The sequence below is a fragment of the Kribbella qitaiheensis genome (genome assembly GCF_042657745.1).
GTDB lineage: Bacteria > Actinomycetota > Actinomycetes > Propionibacteriales > Kribbellaceae > Kribbella > Kribbella qitaiheensis.
The window spans coordinates 59,144-74,465 of record NZ_JBHSKE010000005.1 but is presented as its reverse complement, the minus strand read 5'-3'; the positions used below and the strand labels follow the sequence as shown (position 1 = coordinate 74,465).

Sequence of the window (15,322 nt, the reverse complement as noted above, 5' to 3'; positions counted from 1 at the left end):
CGGCGCGCCTTGGGACAGTGGTCCATGTGTTCACGATCTGGCTGCCGATCGCGGTGGTGGCCCTGCTCGCCGCCGTGCTGCTGGCGGTCGCACTCGTCCGGGCCAGGCGGGCTCACGCCAGAGCGTTCGAGGAACGCGGCTGGCTGCTGGAACGGGAACGGGAGAGCGCCGCGCAGAACGCGGTCGACGCCGAGCGGGCCAGGATCGCCCAGGACCTGCACGACATCGTCAGCCACAACGTGAGCGTCATGGTGATCCAGGCCGGCGCGGCCCGGCATGTACTCGCGACGGATCCGGCCGATGCCGAGGCGGCGCTGCTCGCGGTCGAGGCGGCCGGACGCGACACGATGACCGAGCTCCGGCACCTGCTCGGGCTGCTCGCCCCGTCGTCCGACGGCCAGGACGACGAACAGCTGTCGCCGCAACCCAGTCTGAGCAGGTTGAGCCCGCTGATCGACCGGATCGCGTTTGCCGGCCTGCCGGTCGAGGTCCGCATCTCGGGCGAGCCGCGACCGCTTCCCGCGGGGGTCGACGTCACGGGGTACCGGATCATCCAAGAGGCGCTGACCAATGCGCTGAAGCACGGCGACGGCGTGAAGGCGGAGGTGACGGTGCGATACGCCGACCACGCGCTGCGCGTCGAGGTGCTGAACACCGGGCCGAGTGTTCTGTCCGGCGGGCGTCCGGCTCAGGCCAGGAACGACTCCGACGGCCGAGGGCTGCTCGGGTTGAGACAGCGGGTGGCGGTGTACGGCGGCGACCTCGACGCCAGGCGGAGAATCGGCGGCGGGTTCCGGGTCCGGGCCAAGATTCCGCTGGAACGCCCATGACGCAACCGCGGGTCGTGATCGCGGACGACCAGGCGCTGGTGCGGATCGGGTTCCGGATGATCCTGACCGCGCGCGGCATCGAGGTGGTCGGTGAAGCCGCCGATGGCGCTGAGGCGGTCGAGGCGGTACGCCGGCTGCGACCGGACGTCGTACTGATGGACATCCGGATGCCGACCATGGACGGCCTGGAAGCCACCCGGCGCATCCTCGCCGAGGCGCCGGACTGCCGCGTCCTGATGCTCACCACGTTCGACCTGGATCGCTATGTGTACGCCGCTTTGGCCGCGGGGGCCAGCGGGTTCCTGCTGAAGGACGTCACACCCGAACACCTCGCCAACGCGGTCCGCCTGGTCAACACCGGTGACGCGCTGCTCGCTCCCTCCATCACCCGCCGCCTGGTCGAACGGTTCGCGGTGTCGGAGCACGTGCCGTCGCAGCCCGCGATCCACCGCGACCTCACCGCACTGACGCCGCGGGAACTCGAAGTCCTCACCCTGATGGGCCGTGGCCTGTCCAACGCGGAGCTCGCCACGGAGCTGACTCTCAGCGAAGCGACGGTGAAGACCCACGTTGCCCGGATCTTCGCCAAACTGTCACTCCGTGACCGGGCCCAAGCTGTCGTCCTCGCCTACGAAACCGGCCTGGTCACGCCTGAACGGAGCTGATCGACTACCGGCCGTGGCGGTCTAGTACTACAGCAGTCGTACTAGGTACCGCGGCACGATCTCGGTTTCGCGGAAGCCGCCCGAGCCGTCCGGGTCGACCTTCCAGGCGCGGGCGTCGGGGAGGACGGAGACCGCTTCATGCAGGGCGCCATCGACGTAGTGCAGGCCGACGCCGTCCTCGGTCGCGTAGCCGCCGGGAAGAGCGCCCGAGGCAACCAACTGCCGGTACGCCGTACGCCGTGGCTGGTCGCCGAGGTCGTCGTGCACGCCGTTGCTCCATGGCAGCCAGCCGAGACCGTTGCTGAAGGCATCCTCGAACCACTGGACCACCAGCTGGTTGTCGCCCTCGGCGGTCGGGATGAAGCAGAACCTCGCCGGGCCGGACGCGCCGGCCAGCGACACGGCGTACGAGATCAGGTCGCGGGTCCGCGAGCGATCGCCGGTCAGGATCCCGGAGACCGCGAGGATCTGCGACGAGGTCACAACCGGACGATGCCCTGCGGGGTCTGGAAGACGGCGGCGACCAGGCCGGGCTGGCCGTTCGGTCCGACCCAGGCGACGTCGAGGTCGTCGAGCAGGTGGTCGGCCGGGTGGCCGATCCAGTCGGTCACCCGGCCCGGGTCGCCGGCGATCTCCAGCCCGGTCAGCTTGACGCCCTTGCCGCCGTTCGACGGGTGTTGGGTCAGGTCGTCCCAGTGGATGAAGAAGGGGAGTTGCGGGTCCGCGATCAGGCCCTTGACGCCGATCTGCCGCCAGGTGAGGTTGACCCCGTCCGGCCGGTGCCGGTTACCCGGGACGGCGTCGCGGCCGAGGCGCTTCTCCATCCGCTCCATGTCGCGGACCGCGACCACCCAGCCGAGCCAGCCGCCGCCCAGTTGCTTGCGGGCGCGGACGGCCTGGCCGAACGGCGCCTTGTCCGAGGACGGGTGGTCCAGCACGTCGACGACCTCGATGTAGCGGTCGTTCTCCAGCGGCAGGACGTGGTTCACCGTGCCGAAGCGCGGGTGCACCCCGCCGTCGACGAACTCGGCCCCGAGTACCGCGGAGAGCCGTTCGACGGTCGCCTGATACCCGTCCGGCCCGGCGGCATATGACAAGTGATCCAAGCGCATGCGAAACATTGTGTCGGCTCCCGGCCGGCCCCGCAGATCCGGGGTGTCAAACCAAGGCAACCCTTACCTGCAAACGGAACCCCCGGCGCACCCGGTTACTTGGAGGCTGGGTGGGGGAGCAAGGGCTTGGCGGCGGCCAGGTGTTGGCGGCAGAGGTCGGCCAGGACGTCGTACGCCTTCTCGCCCATCAGGGTCTGCAGTTCGACCTTGCTCGACTCGAAGACCGCCTCGACCGCGATGTGCGCCTCGGTGTTCCCGGTGCAATACCAGTCGAGGTCGTGACCGCCCGGGCCCCAGCCGCGCCGGTCGTACTCACCGATGCCGACCTCCGTGTACGACGTACCGTCCGGGCGCTCGACCTCGCGGAAGGTCCGGCGGATCGGGAGTTGCCAGCAGACGTCCGGCTTGGTCTCGACGAAGTGCACGCCCTGCTTCAGCGCCAGCCCGTGCAGCGCGCAGCCACCGCCGCCGGCGAAGTCCGGCCGGTTCAGGAAGATGCAGGCGCCCTCGAAGACGCGGGTCTTGCGGTCGCCCTCGTCGTCGGTCTCGACCCAGCCGTTCTTCTTGCCCTCCTTGCGGTACTGCCAGTCGTCGCTGGTCAGCTGCTTGACGTACTTCTTCACCCGGGCCTCGTCGTCGGCGTCGGAGAAGTGCGCGCCGAGGGTGCAGCACCCGTCGTTCGGGCGGCCCTTGTAGATGCCCTTGCAGCCGCCGCCGAAGATGCACGTCCAGTTGGACGTCAGCCAGGTCAGGTCGCAGCGGAACACCTGGTCGGCGTCGGCGGGGTCGACGAACTCGACGTAGGCACGGGGGAAATCAAGTGAGACCTCAGGCACCGGGAAAGCGTACGTCGTTCGCGGCGATACGCGGTCATCCCCGCCGGTACTGCGTGGGTTGCCGGGAGGTTGCCGATCGGCGCGACGGGATCAAATCTGCGGGAAGACCACCGCGGGCGGGCAAGGTGAACACCAGGAGTCCAGTAGCGTGGAGGGCATGCGGCTCGGCGTACTCGACGTGGGATCCAACACCGTCCACCTCCTCGTGGTGGACGCACACCGTGGTGCCGCCCCGCTGCCGGCGTACTCGCACAAGACCGAGCTGAGGCTCGCCGAGCACCTCGAACTGGACGGCACGATCGCGAAGTCCGGCGCCGACGGGCTGGTCTCCTTCGTCAAGGAGGCGGCCGAGCTGGCCGAGGACAAGGGCTGCCAGACGGTGCACGCCTTCGCCACCTCCGCGCTGCGCGAGGCCCCGAACGGCGAGAAGGTGCTGGAGCGCGTCCGCAAGGAGACCGGGATCGACCTCAACGTGCTCACCGGGCAGGACGAGGCCCGCCTGACGTTCCTCGCCGTCCGCCGTTGGTTCGGCTGGTCGTCCGGGCGGCTGGCCGTGTTCGACATAGGAGGTGGGTCGCTGGAGATCGCGGCCGGGTCGGACGAGGAACCGACGGTCGCCGTGTCCGTCCCGCTCGGCGCGGGCCGGCTCACCCGGGAGTCGCTGACCCAGGACCCGCCGGACCGCGACGAGGTCCGCGCCCTGCGTCGCCGGATCCGGATCGAGATGGCGGCGGTGGCGGGCGACGTACTGCGGGCCGGCAAGCCGCAGCGGTCGGTTGCCACCAGCAAGACGTTCCGGTCGCTGGCCAGAATCTGCGGGGCGGCGCCGTCCGAGGACGGCCCGTACGTGCCGCGGGCGTTGCGCCGCGACGATCTGACCGAGAAGATGCCGAAGCTGCTCAAGATGACGGCGGCCGAGCGGGCCGATCTGCCCGGTGTCTCCGCGGGCCGCGCCTCCCAGCTGGTCGCCGGCGCCCTGGTGGCCGACGCCGTGATGGACCTGTTCGACCTGGCCTCGCTCGAGGTCTGCCCGTGGGCTTTGCGCGAAGGCGTGATCCTGTCCCGCCTCGACCAGTTGCAACCCCGATGACTCCGGTCGCACCCTTGTGACCCGGTCGCCATCCCGATGACGAAGTGCGAAGGCACCAGCAGATGACCCCCCGCGACACCGCAAAGATCGGCCTCTCCAACGCTTCGGTCTACCCCGAGTCCACCGCCAGTTGTTTCGAGCTGGCGGCCCGGCTGGGGTACGACGGCGTCGAGCTGATGGTGGGGATCGACCCGCTGAGCACCCAGATCGACGCTGTCCAGCGGCTGGTCGACTACCACCAGCTCCCCGTGCTGGCGATCCACGCGCCCTGTCTGCTGATCACCCAGCGGGTCTGGGGCACCGACCCGTGGGGCAAGCTCGAGCGCAGTGCCGAGGCGGCCAAGGAGCTCGGCGCCGACGTGGTCGTGGTGCACCCGCCGTTCCGCTGGCAGCGTGACTACGCGCGCGGCTTCGTCGAGGGGATCGCGCGGCTGGAGGTGGAGACCGGGATCATCTTCGCGGTCGAGAACATGTACCCGTGGCGAGCGCCGGGCAAGGGCCTGCAGGCGTACGCGCCGAGCTGGGACCCGACCGAGCAGAGCTACGCGCACACCACGCTCGATCTGTCGCACGCGTCCACCGCGGAGCAGGACTGCGTCGACCTCGCCGCGACGATGGGGTCCACCCTCAAGCATGTGCACCTGACCGACGGCACGGGCTCGGCCAAGGACGAGCACCTGGTCCCCGGTCGCGGTACACAGCGGGCGGCCGACCTGCTGCAGGGCCTGGCGAACAACGACTTCCGCGGCCACATCATCCTCGAGATCAACACCCGCCGCGCGACCAGCCGGTCCGAGCGCGAGGTGGACCTGATCGAGTCGCTGGACTTCACCCGCAAGCACTTCGTCCGGACCACCGATGCCGTCTCGTCCCCGCGGTCGGCCTTCGCCGTGACCAGCGACGGCGAGGTGTCGGTGCTCGGCCCGTGACGGCCCGTACGCCGGGACGCCGCCCGGGTGGTCCCGACACGCGCGGCGAGATCCTCGCCGCGGCCCGAGAATCCTTTGCCGGCAAGGGGTTCGCGGCGACCTCGCTCCGGGCGGTCGCCCGGGAGGCCGGCGTCGACGCGGCGCTGGTCCACCACTACTTCGGTGGCAAGGACGAGTTGTTCATCGAGTCGATGGCGCTCCCGATCGACCCGCGCCAGGTGGCCGCGACCATCCTCGACGGCCCGCGCGACGAGCTCGGCCGCCGCATCATCACCGTCTTCCTCGGCGTCTGGGAATCCCACGACGGCCAGCAACGGATGAAGGCGATCCTGCGCAGCGTGGTCAGCAGCGACGAGGTCGCCCGGATGATGCGCGAAGGCATCACCCAGATGATCATCCAGCCGATCTCGCAGGTCCTGGAGGTCCCCGACGCCGAACTCCGCGTCTGCCTGGTGTCCAGCCAACTGCTCGGCATGGCCCTGACGCGCTACCTCGTCGAGCTCGACCCCATCGCCTCCGCCGACGTCCCCACCCTCATCGACCTGATGGCCCCCGCCATCCAGCACTACCTCACCGCCTGATCCCAGCGGACTCCTGATCGATCTGAGGTGTTGCCAGCGGAAGTGCTGCGCGCTAAATTCATCACATGATGAAAAACGCGACGGCAGTGGTGTGCCGGGATGTCGTGGTGGTGCGTGGGGAGCGGGAGGTCCTGCACGGGGTCGGGTTCGATCTCCGCGGCGGGTCGGTGACGGGGCTACTGGGGCCGTCGGGGTGCGGCAAGACGACGTTGATCCGGGCGATCGTGGGCCTGCAGGCCAAGGTCACCGGGCAGGTCGAGGTGCTCGGGCTGCCCGCCGGCGCGCCCAAGCTGCGCGGCCGGATCGGCTACGTCACGCAGGAGCCGAGCGTGTACGGCGACCTCACCGTGACCGAGAACCTGCGCTTCTTCGCCGCGGTACTAGGGGTCGGGTCGGACGACGTTGGTCGGGTGATCGACGCAGTCGACCTGCGCAGCCACGCGGACGCGCGGGTGGACCAGTTGTCCGGCGGCCAGCGATCCCGGGCCTCGCTCGCGGCCGCCCTGCTCGGCAACCCCGAACTGCTCGTCCTCGACGAACCCACGGTCGGCCTGGATCCCGTGTTGAGACGCGACCTGTGGGAGTTGTTCCACCGGCTCGCGGACGACGGCGCCACGCTGCTCGTGTCCAGCCACGTGATGGACGAGGCGAGCAGGTGCGACCGGCTGCTGCTGATGCGCGACGGCGACCTGCTCGCCGACGAGACCCCGCAGGTACTGCTGGAGTCGGCCGGCACCACCGACCTCGAGCAGGCCTTCCTCACTCTGATCGACCAGAAGGCAGGTGCGCGATGACCCCGCGAGTGACCTTGGCCGTGGCGGCCCGGGTGCTGGCGCAACTGCGCCGGGACCACCGAACCGTGGCCATGCTGATCGTGCTCCCGGCACTGCTGGTCACCCTCATGTGGTGGATGTTCCAGGGGTCGCCGAGCACCTTCGACCGGATCGGCGGACCGCTGCTGGCGGTGTTCCCCGCGATCATCATGTTCATCGTCACCTCGGTGGCGACGCTGCGCGAACGCTCCAGCGGCACCCTGTCCCGGCTGTTCACCATGCCGATGGCCAAGCTCGACTTCCTGCTCGGCTACGCACTGGCCTTCGCGCTGATTGCCGTGGTCCAGGCGATCGTGGTGGTCTCGATCTCGCTCTACGCGCTCGACCTCGACATCCAGGGCGCCCCCTGGCAACTCGGTGTGGTGGCAGTCCTCGACGGCGTTCTCGGTACTGCGCTGGGCCTGTTCGCGAGCGCCTTCGCCGCGACCGAGTTCCAGGCCGTCCAGATGATGCCGGCGGTGATGATCCCGCAGATCCTGCTGTGCGGACTCCTCGTGCCGCGCGACGACCTCCCCGACGTACTGCGGGCGGTCAGCGACGTGCTGCCACTCTCGTACGCCGTGGACGCGGTTGCCGGAGTTGCCCAGGGCAACGGATTCGGCAGTGGCGCCGGCGCCGATGCCCTGGTCGTGCTCGCGTTCATCCTGGCGGCGCTGGCCCTCGGCGCGGCTACCCTCAAACGTCGTACTGCTTGATCGGCGTCACGACAGGTGGCGGACGTGTTCCCAGGCGGGGTCGGGGGAGGCCTTGAGGTGGACCGGACCGTCGGGCCAGCCGCTCACCGCGGCCTGGAGCTGGGCCGCGGCCGGGGTGGTGCCGTCGACGTAGTAGTGCAGGATCCGCGAACCGGCGGCCGTCTCGTGCGCGAGCAGCCGGCCTGAGTCGCCGAGCCGGTCGCTGAGGTGGTCCTCGAAGTCGCGCAGGTGGCTGAGTGCGTCGTCCTGGGGAAGACCGTCCTCGCGAGCGTCGAGGTACGGCACCAGGACGGCCACGTGGGTGTCGAGGTGCGGCATCTGGATCGAGCGCAGCGGCACCATCGCGGTCGCCACCAGCCGGTCCCCGGCCTCTGTGGTTCCCTCCATCAGCCGCCAGCTCGGCCCGCCGTCGTCCGCGACGTGCGCGGCCGCGAACGACGCCACCGCCGGCAGCAGTTCCGCGATCGGTACTGCGTCCGCCGGCTGCTCCACCGCGGTGTCGATCGCGCCGACCCAGGTCTCCACCAGTTCCTCGCCGAGCACGAGATCGAGCAGCAGGAAGGTGACGCGCTTCTGCAGGTCCTCGGGAAGCTCGCGGAAGGTCGGGTGGTGCACCGCCACGTGCAGGGCGGCCTCGCGGGTGTCCGGCTCGATCGACACCAGGGCGGCGTCGATCTGGACCGGCGGCATCCCCTCGAACCTGATGGTGACGTCCGGCGCCGGGCGGCGCATGTCGGCGTACTCCCAGAGCTCGTCGGAGACCGGGGCGGCGCGCAGCCAGCGGCGCGCGATCGCCCGGGTGCCGGGGTCGCCGGCGGCGGTGACGACCAGGACGTGCCGGGCGTGCAGACCCGCGCCGAGCTCCCAGTCGAGGTTCGGGTGGATCCGGGAGACGTACCGGGACAGCAGGTCGGCGGTCGACCCGGGGTCCTTGCGGGAGATCGCGGCGGCGATCTCGGCTGCGCCGGAGGCGGTCCACCAGGCCCAGAACGCGGCGATCGGATCACCGCCGGCGGGCGCGGCCCGGCGGCGCTGGAGCCCCGGCCGCTTGAACAAGGGCCGCTTGAACAAAGGCATGGCGCATCTTCTCCCGGCCGAGGGTGCAGCCGATCCGGCGGCGCGGCGTCCGGCTGTCTCTCCACAGCACACTACGTGACCACACCACTGGACCAAGTGGTGTGGTGCTGGCCACACTGTGCCCAGTGAGGTGCCCAGTGATTAGGGAGCGTGACGTTCAGCCGCGTAACCTGCTGACACCCCTGAAACAGCGCGGCATATGGGGCCGGGTGGGCCGGGGTAACGAGGAGGAACGCGAAAGTGCTTCGGCGAGTCCTGCTGGGCGTGTCCCGCAGCCCCCAGATCAAGAAGGCCGTCTCGGCGATGCCCGTGTCCAGCGGCATCGTCGCGCGGTTCGTCGCCGGCGAGACCGCTCCGGAGGCCGTGCTGGCCACCGAGAAGCTAGTCAGCAACGGCCTGAACGTCAGCCTCGACCATCTCGGTGAGGACGTCACCGATCCCGCCGCCGCGACCGCGACCGCCGATGCGTACCTCGACGTGCTGAAGCAACTGTCCGCGGCCGGCCTGACCTCGCACGCCGAGGTCTCGGTCAAGCTCTCCGCGGTCGGCCAGGCGCTGCCCGGCGACGGCGAGAAGATCGCCCTGGAGAACGCCCGGACGATCTGCCTCGCGGCCCGCAACGCCGGCACCACGGTCACCCTGGACATGGAGGACCACACCACCACGGACTCCACCCTGAGCATCCTGCGCGAGCTCCGGCAGGACTTCCCCGAGACGGGCGCCGTGCTGCAGGCCTACCTGCGCCGTACCGAGGGCGACTGCCGCGACCTCGCGCACGAGGGCTCGCGGGTGCGGCTGTGCAAGGGCGCCTACAAGGAGCCCGAGTCGGTCGCCTACCAGGACAAGCGGGCCGTGGACAAGGCCTACGTCCGGGCGATGAAGATCCTGATGAACGGCGACGGCTACCCGATGATCGCCTCGCACGACCCACGGCTGATCGCGATCGCCGGGTCCCTGGCCGACCGCGCCGGCCGCGAGCGCGGCAGCTACGAGTACCAGATGCTCTACGGCATCCGCCCCGAGGAGCAGCTCCGCCTGTCCCGCGAGGGCCAGACCGTCCGCGTCTACATCCCGTACGGCGAGGACTGGTACGGGTACCTCGTCCGCCGGCTGGCCGAGCGCCCCGCCAACCTCCAGTTCTTCGCCCGCTCCCTGATCAGCAAGAAGTAGGTACTTCCGGGGACCGTCGGCAACCGACGACGGCAAGGCGCCGCGCCCCGGGTTCGCGGATGTCGTTCTGATGTCTATGCTGCGGTGCGTTGGACAACCTCGGGAGGGGAGGTTGGAGTGAGGCAATTCAACGCGCCGCCGGGTTGGCCGGAGCCGCCGAATGCTCGCTGGCGCCCGCCAAAGCGCTGGCAGCCGAAGGACAACTGGCCGCCGGCGCCGGCGGGATGGTCGTTCTGGACGAACGAGCACGGGCACCCGGTGCGCGGCCCGTTCGGACGGTACGGCGGACCCAGCCCGCTCCGGTACGGCGCGGTCGTCGCAGTGCTGCTCGTGCTGATCGGTCTGGTGCTGGTCAACCCATTCGGCCGGGGCGACTCCGGGCAGGCCTACGTTCCGCCGCCGACGACCCCGGAAACGGTCTCACCGTCCACGACGGAGCCGACGCCGACGCCAAGGCCGACGTCGACGCCGACCCGGACACCCGAGCCGTCCAAGACTCCGACGCCCGCCCAGACCTTGGTCCGGACGACCGCGACCTCGCCCACCCCGGCACCCGAGATCTCGCCGACGAGCTCGCAGAGCAGTACGGAGCCGACGACGACGCCGGCACCGGTGTCGCCGGCTGTCACGTACACGAGCTGTGCGGAGGTCCGTGCGGCCGGCAAGGCGCCCTTGCACCGAGGCGATCCGGGCTACTCGCGGGAGCTCGACCACAACGGCGACGGCGTGGCCTGCGAGCGCGGCAACTCCTGAACGGCCAGCGTGGACACCGCTAACCTGTGGCCATGACTAGTCAGGTGGCCATCCTCGGGGCCGGTGTGATGGGCGAGACGTTGCTGTCCGGGCTGTTGCGGGCGGGACGCCGACCGGAGGAGTTGCTGATCACCGAGCGGCGGGCCGAGCGCGCGACCGAGCTGCGCGAGCGGTACGGCGTGGACGTGGTGACGAACGTGGACGCGGCGGCGAAGGCGGACACGCTCGTCCTGGTGGTCAAGCCGCAGGACATGCCCGAGCTGCTCGCGGAGATCGCCCCGGCGGTCCAGGCCTCGCAGACTGTCGTCTCCCTGGCCGCTGGTATCACCACTGGTTTCATCGAGTCCCGGCTGCCCGAGGGCGTCGCTGTCGTCCGGGTGATGCCGAACACACCTGCGCTGGTGGACGAGGGCATGGCCGCGATCTCCCGCGGTGCGCACTGCGACGAGAGCCACCTGGTCCTGGCCGAAGGGCTGCTGGCCGCGACCGGCAAGGTGATCCGGGTGCCGGAGAAGCAGCAGGACGCGGTGACCGCGATCTCGGGGTCGGGTCCGGCGTACATCTTCTTCGTGGTCGAGTCGATGATCGAGGCCGGCGTGCACATGGGCCTGCCGCGCTCCACCGCGACCGAGCTCGTCGTGCAGACCGTGGTCGGCTCGGCGAAGCTCCTTCGCGAGACCGGCGAGCACCCCACCGTCCTCCGCGAACGCGTCACCTCCCCGGGCGGCACCACCGCGGCCGCAGTACGTGAGCTCGAGGACCACAAGGTCCGCGCGGCCTTCCTCTCCGCCATCGAGGCCGCCCGCAACAGATCCCGTGACCTCGCTGCCGAATGAGGGTCGCTATCCTGGGGCGCCGCGGTCTATCGGCCGGCGGTGACGGCGGTCCTCGCCGAGACGGCCTGGGCCTTTTTCAGGGGATGAGTCGATGTCGGGTCAGCTGGTCGGAGCCGATGGGTCTAGGGTCCCGCCCATGGGAAATCGTCCGGGCGGCGCCGAAGACGCTTCCGCACGCCCTGCTCACCTGACCGACGACACGGCCGAACAACCTCCCCCGCTGCCCTGGCAGGTGCCGCTGGATCCGGCGCCGTGGTGGGCCTGGGCGCTGTTCGTGCTGCCCTTCCTCGCCGTGCCCACGCTGAACTCCTGGCTCTGGATGGGGGCCCGCGATTTCCTCGCGGTCGGCCTGTTCACCCTGATCGGCGCATCCGTGGTCCGCGTCGCCGGCGGCGTCGTGCTCTACCGCGTCGAGATCACCGCGACCGCGCTGAAGGCCCGGACCAGCCTGCTCGTCCGCAGCCTCGCCTGGCAGGACGTGGACGACATCGAGATCGTCGACGGCTCGGTGGTGCTGACCAGCGGCAAGGACGAGAACGAGATCAACGGCATCGCCGAGGGCCGGACCGCGTACGTCGCCGCGGTGATGCAGGCGGTCCGCGCGGACGCCGACGCCCTGCCCGTACGCCGTGCCAGGCCGCGCCCGGGCATCGGCGTGCTGGTGGTCCTGCTGTACCTCGTCCTGTCGGTCGGCGCGTTCCTGCTGCGCTGGCACCTGGTCTGACGGGCATGCCCTAGGCTCGGTCGGGCCCCCGCCCTCCGGAAACCACCTGAACGGGAAAAGGTGAACGATGCTGGGACTGCCAGACCGGATCCAGGTCGGCCTGTTCGACCTGGACGGCGTCCTGACAGACACCGCGGCCGTGCATGCCGCGGCCTGGAAAGAGATGTTCGACAAGTTCCTTCAGCAGGACGCGGAGGAGAACGGCAAGCCGTACGTGCCCTTCGACGCGCGCGCCGAGTACGACCAGTACGTCGACGGCAAACCCCGCGTCGACGGAGTCCGGGACTTCCTCGCCTCTCGCGACATCGTCCTGCCGGAAGGCACCAACGACGATCCGGCCACCGCGCTCACGGTGAACGGACTCGGCAACCGTAAGAACGAGGCCGTCCGGCACCGCATCCGGACGCAGGGCGTGCAGGTCTTCGAGGGATCCCGCCGCTACCTGGAAGCTGCCAAGCAGGCGGGACTGCGCCGCGCTGTGGTGTCGTCCAGCGCCAACACCCATGAGGTTCTGGACGTGACCGGGCTCGCGCCGTACATCGAGGAAGTCGTGGACGGGCTGACGATCCGCTCCGAACACCTGCGCGGCAAACCGGCGCCCGACACCTTCCTGCTGGCGGCGAAGCGGTTGGGCGTCGACCCGCAGGAGGCGGCGGTCTTCGAGGACGCGTTGGTCGGCGTGGAGGCCGGGCGCGCAGGCGGGTTCGGCTTCGTGGTCGGCGTCGACCGGGTCGGCCACGCCGAGCAACTCCTTGCCCACGGCGCCGACATCGTCGTCCAGGATCTCGCCGAACTCCTGGACGGGGAGGTCCGATGATCGACCGCAAGCACCATCCGATCGACCCCTGGCGGCTGCGGGAGAACGAGGTCGAGCTGGAGAACCTGGCCCAGTCGGAGTCGCTGTTCGCCTTGTCCAACGGCCACATCGGTCTGCGCGGCAACCTCGACGAGGGCGAGCCGTACGCGATCCCCGGGACCTACCTGAACTCCTTCTACGAACGCCGCCCGCTGCCGTACGCCGAAGCGGGGTACGGGTATCCCGAGCAGGGCCAGACCCTGGTGGACGTCACCAACGGCAAGCTCATCCGGTTGATGGTGGACGACTCGCCCTTCGACATCCGGTACGGCGAACTGCACTCCCACGAGCGGGTGCTCGACTTCCGCTCCGGCATCCTGCAGCGCGACGCCGACTGGACCTCCCCGGGCGGCAAGCGGATCAAGGTGCGCTCCCGCCGGCTGGTGTCGCTGACCCAGCGGGCCGTCGCCGCGATCGAGTACGTCGTCGAGCCGGTCGACCAGCCGGCCCGGTTCGTCCTGCAGTCCGAGCTCGTCGCGAACGAGACCCAGCCCCCGCTGTCCAACGATCCCCGGGTCGCCGCCGCGCTCGACAGCCCGCTGGAGGCGGTGTCGCACGACCGCGACGACGAGGAGATCGTGCTGATCCACCGGACCAAGCGGAGCGACCTGCTGATGGCCGCGGGGATGAGCCACGAGATCGAGTCCCCCGGCCGGATCGCCGTCGACATCGACGTCCGGGACGACTGGGCCAGGACCACGGTCATCTGCGAGCTGAAGCCCGGTCAGTACCTGCGCGTGGTGAAGCTGCTCGCCTACGGCTGGTCGAGCCTGCGGTCCGAGACGGCCATCGGGGACCAGGTCGCCGCCGCGCTCGCCGGCGCCCGGTTCTCCGGCTGGAGCGGACTGGTCGAGCAGCAGAAGATGTTCCTCGACGACTTCTGGGACGCGGCGGACGTGGAGGTGCAGGGCCATGCGGAGCTCCAGCAGGCCGTCCGGTTCGCGCTGTTCCACGTCCTGCAGGCCGGTGCCCGGGCCGAGCGCCGGGCGATCCCGTCCAAGGGCCTGACCGGCGCCGGGTACGACGGTCACACCTTCTGGGACACCGAGGGTTTCGTGCTGCCCGTGCTGACCTACACGATGCCCGACGCGGCCGCCGACTCCCTGCGCTGGCGGCACTCGATCCTGGACCAGGCCAAGGAACGCGCGGCCGCCCTCGGGTTGCGCGGCGCGGCCTTCCCCTGGCGGACGATCCGCGGCCAGGAGTGCTCGGCGTACTGGCCTGCCGGTACCGCGGCGTTCCACCTCAACGCCGACATCGCCGAGGCGGTGATCCGCTACCACACGGCGACCGGCGACGATCAGTTCATGGAGGACGTCGGTCTCGAGCTGCTGGTGGAGACCGCGCGGCTGTGGATGTCCCTGGGCCACCACGACCGGCGCGGCCGCTGGCACATCGCCGGCGTGACCGGCCCGGACGAGTACAGCGCTGTTGCCGACGACAACGTCTTCACCAACCTGATGGCCTCGAAGAACCTGCGCGCCGCGGCCGAGTTCGCCGTCCTCCATCCCGCCAAGGCCCGCGCCCTGTCCGTGGACGCGGAGGAGGAGGCGTCCTGGCGGGACGCGGCCACCGACGTCTACATCCCGTACGACGAGGAGCTCGGCGTCCATCCGCAGGCCGAGGGCTTCACCGGGCACGCCGAGTGGGACTTCGAGGCATCCCGTGGCTACCCGCTGATGCTGCACCACCCGTACTTCGAGCTGTACCGCAAGCAGGTGATCAAGCAGGCCGACGTGATCCTGGCGACCTACTGGTGCGGCGAACTCTTCACGCCGGAGGAGAAGGCGCGCAACTTCGACTACTACGAGCGGCTCACGGTCCGGGACTCGTCCTTGTCGGCCTGCGTGCAAGCCGTGATGGCAGCCGAGGTGGGTCACCTGGACCTCGCCTACGACTACGCCTACGAGGCGGCGTTGATCGATCTGCTCGACCTGCACCACAACACTCGCGACGGTCTGCACATGGCGTCGCTCGGTGGTGCGTGGACGGCACTGGTCGCGGGCTTCGGCGGGTTGAGAAGTCGCGAGGGCAGGCTGTGCTTCAACCCGGCGCTGCCACCCGGCATGACCGAGTTGGCCTTCTCCATCCGGTGGCGGGGTGCGCGACTCCGCGTCGAGATCCGCCAGGACGAGGTCACCTATGCCGTGCACAACGGTGCCGACGTCGAGGTAACCCTCATGCACGCGGGCGAGGAGCTGACCGTGACCTCCGCCGAGCCGGTGACCCGTCCGGTCGAGCGACGCAAGCCGCTGCTGCCCCGTCCCACCCAGCCACCCGGCCGCGAGCCCTTGTCAGCCCTCGGCGGAAACCTCCCCGTCTAGCGCGTCACCTT

At 70.1% G+C, this 15,322-nt stretch carries 17 protein-coding genes; 13 read left to right on the top strand and 4 right to left on the bottom strand.

Annotation, left to right across the window (positions count from 1 at the left end; translation table 11 throughout):
• The first annotated feature begins 26 nt into the window (after window positions 1–26).
• Both ACFPJ1_RS03430 and ACFPJ1_RS03425 read left to right on the top strand, forming a co-directional pair.
• Window positions 27–830: a sensor histidine kinase gene (locus ACFPJ1_RS03430; RefSeq protein ID WP_380101323.1), complete on the top strand. Its 804-nt coding sequence runs from the start codon at window positions 27–29 to the stop codon at window positions 828–830.
• Window positions 827–1,495, top strand: a complete 669-nt coding sequence (locus ACFPJ1_RS03425; RefSeq protein ID WP_380101322.1) for a response regulator transcription factor — start codon at window positions 827–829, stop codon at window positions 1,493–1,495. The genes ACFPJ1_RS03430 and ACFPJ1_RS03425 overlap by 4 nt, the downstream gene beginning before the upstream one ends.
• A 27-nt stretch (window positions 1,496–1,522) precedes the next feature.
• Here ACFPJ1_RS03425 and ACFPJ1_RS03420 read toward each other — a convergent pair whose 3' ends face one another.
• The 3 genes from ACFPJ1_RS03420 to ACFPJ1_RS03410 form a co-directional block, all read right to left on the bottom strand.
• Window positions 1,523–1,978, bottom strand: coding sequence for a hypothetical protein (locus ACFPJ1_RS03420; protein WP_380101321.1), 456 nt, complete (start codon window positions 1,976–1,978; stop codon window positions 1,523–1,525).
• Window positions 1,975–2,607: a VOC family protein gene (locus ACFPJ1_RS03415; RefSeq protein WP_380101320.1), complete on the bottom strand. Its 633-nt coding sequence runs from the start codon at window positions 2,605–2,607 to the stop codon at window positions 1,975–1,977. The genes ACFPJ1_RS03420 and ACFPJ1_RS03415 overlap by 4 nt, the downstream gene beginning before the upstream one ends.
• A 95-nt stretch (window positions 2,608–2,702) precedes the next feature.
• The gene (locus ACFPJ1_RS03410) at window positions 2,703–3,443 is read right to left on the bottom strand and encodes a DUF3109 family protein (protein ID WP_380101319.1); all 741 of its coding nucleotides are present in this window, start codon (window positions 3,441–3,443) and stop codon (window positions 2,703–2,705) included.
• A 157-nt stretch (window positions 3,444–3,600) separates the two neighbouring features.
• On the opposite strand from ACFPJ1_RS03410, the gene ACFPJ1_RS03405 reads away from it, so the two are divergent.
• From ACFPJ1_RS03405 to ACFPJ1_RS03385, 5 genes are all read left to right on the top strand, one after another.
• Window positions 3,601–4,533: a Ppx/GppA family phosphatase gene (locus ACFPJ1_RS03405; protein WP_380101318.1), complete on the top strand. Its 933-nt coding sequence runs from the start codon at window positions 3,601–3,603 to the stop codon at window positions 4,531–4,533.
• A gap of 62 nt (window positions 4,534–4,595) precedes the next feature.
• Complete coding sequence (locus ACFPJ1_RS03400) at window positions 4,596–5,462, top strand: sugar phosphate isomerase/epimerase family protein (protein ID WP_380101317.1); 867 nt, start codon at window positions 4,596–4,598, stop codon at window positions 5,460–5,462.
• Complete coding sequence (locus ACFPJ1_RS03395; RefSeq protein ID WP_380101316.1) at window positions 5,459–6,043, top strand: TetR/AcrR family transcriptional regulator; 585 nt, start codon at window positions 5,459–5,461, stop codon at window positions 6,041–6,043. Before ACFPJ1_RS03400 ends, ACFPJ1_RS03395 begins: the two co-directional genes overlap by 4 nt.
• Before the next feature lie 65 nt (window positions 6,044–6,108).
• Window positions 6,109–6,837: an ABC transporter ATP-binding protein gene (locus ACFPJ1_RS03390; protein ID WP_380101315.1), complete on the top strand. Its 729-nt coding sequence runs from the start codon at window positions 6,109–6,111 to the stop codon at window positions 6,835–6,837.
• A complete protein-coding gene (locus ACFPJ1_RS03385; RefSeq protein WP_380101314.1) occupies window positions 6,834–7,571 on the top strand; it encodes an ABC transporter permease in 738 nt (245 codons plus the stop codon). Before ACFPJ1_RS03390 ends, ACFPJ1_RS03385 begins: the two co-directional genes overlap by 4 nt.
• 6 nt (window positions 7,572–7,577) lie before the next feature.
• Here the strand turns inward: ACFPJ1_RS03385 and ACFPJ1_RS03380 are convergent, their stop codons facing one another.
• Entirely contained in the window at window positions 7,578–8,648 is a 1,071-nt protein-coding gene (locus tag ACFPJ1_RS03380; protein ID WP_380101313.1) for a DUF695 domain-containing protein, read from the bottom strand.
• A gap of 240 nt (window positions 8,649–8,888) precedes the next feature.
• On the opposite strand from ACFPJ1_RS03380, the gene ACFPJ1_RS03375 reads away from it, so the two are divergent.
• The 6 genes from ACFPJ1_RS03375 to ACFPJ1_RS03350 all read left to right on the top strand — a co-directional run bounded on the left by ACFPJ1_RS03375 (window position 8,889) and on the right by ACFPJ1_RS03350 (window position 15,311).
• Complete coding sequence (locus ACFPJ1_RS03375; protein WP_380101312.1) at window positions 8,889–9,818, top strand: proline dehydrogenase family protein; 930 nt, start codon at window positions 8,889–8,891, stop codon at window positions 9,816–9,818.
• A gap of 117 nt (window positions 9,819–9,935) precedes the next feature.
• On the top strand, window positions 9,936–10,571 hold the full coding sequence (locus ACFPJ1_RS03370) for an excalibur calcium-binding domain-containing protein (protein WP_380101311.1): 636 nt from the start codon (window positions 9,936–9,938) through the stop codon (window positions 10,569–10,571).
• 32 nt (window positions 10,572–10,603) lie between these two features.
• Window positions 10,604–11,407, top strand: coding sequence for a pyrroline-5-carboxylate reductase (gene proC, locus ACFPJ1_RS03365; RefSeq protein WP_380101310.1), 804 nt, complete (start codon window positions 10,604–10,606; stop codon window positions 11,405–11,407).
• 136 nt (window positions 11,408–11,543) lie between these two features.
• Window positions 11,544–12,131, top strand: coding sequence for a hypothetical protein (locus ACFPJ1_RS03360; RefSeq protein ID WP_380101309.1), 588 nt, complete (start codon window positions 11,544–11,546; stop codon window positions 12,129–12,131).
• Window positions 12,132–12,198: 67 nt separating this feature from the next.
• Window positions 12,199–12,948 (top strand): beta-phosphoglucomutase family hydrolase, encoded by a 750-nt coding sequence (locus ACFPJ1_RS03355; protein WP_380101308.1) that lies wholly within the window; start codon window positions 12,199–12,201, stop codon window positions 12,946–12,948.
• Window positions 12,945–15,311 carry a glycoside hydrolase family 65 protein gene (locus ACFPJ1_RS03350; protein ID WP_380101307.1) on the top strand — a complete coding sequence of 789 codons (2,367 nt, stop codon included), beginning with the start codon at window positions 12,945–12,947 and terminating at the stop codon, window positions 15,309–15,311. Before ACFPJ1_RS03355 ends, ACFPJ1_RS03350 begins: the two co-directional genes overlap by 4 nt.
• The last annotated feature ends 11 nt before the right edge of the window (window positions 15,312–15,322 follow it).

Excerpts from the sequence above, each read along its gene's own strand:
- ACFPJ1_RS03425 (WP_380101322.1), top strand. The coding sequence starts at position 827 with ATGACGCAACCGCGGGTCGTGATCGCGGACGACCAGGCGCTGGTGCGG.
- ACFPJ1_RS03415 (WP_380101320.1), bottom strand. The coding sequence starts at position 2,607 with ATGCGCTTGGATCACTTGTCATATGCCGCCGGGCCGGACGGGTATCAG.
- ACFPJ1_RS03405 (WP_380101318.1), top strand. The coding sequence starts at position 3,601 with ATGCGGCTCGGCGTACTCGACGTGGGATCCAACACCGTCCACCTCCTC.
- ACFPJ1_RS03400 (WP_380101317.1), top strand. The coding sequence starts at position 4,596 with ATGACCCCCCGCGACACCGCAAAGATCGGCCTCTCCAACGCTTCGGTC.
- ACFPJ1_RS03390 (WP_380101315.1), top strand. The coding sequence starts at position 6,109 with ATGATGAAAAACGCGACGGCAGTGGTGTGCCGGGATGTCGTGGTGGTG.
- ACFPJ1_RS03385 (WP_380101314.1), top strand. The coding sequence starts at position 6,834 with ATGACCCCGCGAGTGACCTTGGCCGTGGCGGCCCGGGTGCTGGCGCAA.
- ACFPJ1_RS03380 (WP_380101313.1), bottom strand. The coding sequence starts at position 8,648 with ATGCCTTTGTTCAAGCGGCCCTTGTTCAAGCGGCCGGGGCTCCAGCGC.
- proC (WP_380101310.1), top strand. The coding sequence starts at position 10,604 with ATGACTAGTCAGGTGGCCATCCTCGGGGCCGGTGTGATGGGCGAGACG.
- ACFPJ1_RS03360 (WP_380101309.1), top strand. The coding sequence starts at position 11,544 with ATGGGAAATCGTCCGGGCGGCGCCGAAGACGCTTCCGCACGCCCTGCT.
- ACFPJ1_RS03355 (WP_380101308.1), top strand. The coding sequence starts at position 12,199 with ATGCTGGGACTGCCAGACCGGATCCAGGTCGGCCTGTTCGACCTGGAC.
- ACFPJ1_RS03350 (WP_380101307.1), top strand. The coding sequence starts at position 12,945 with ATGATCGACCGCAAGCACCATCCGATCGACCCCTGGCGGCTGCGGGAG.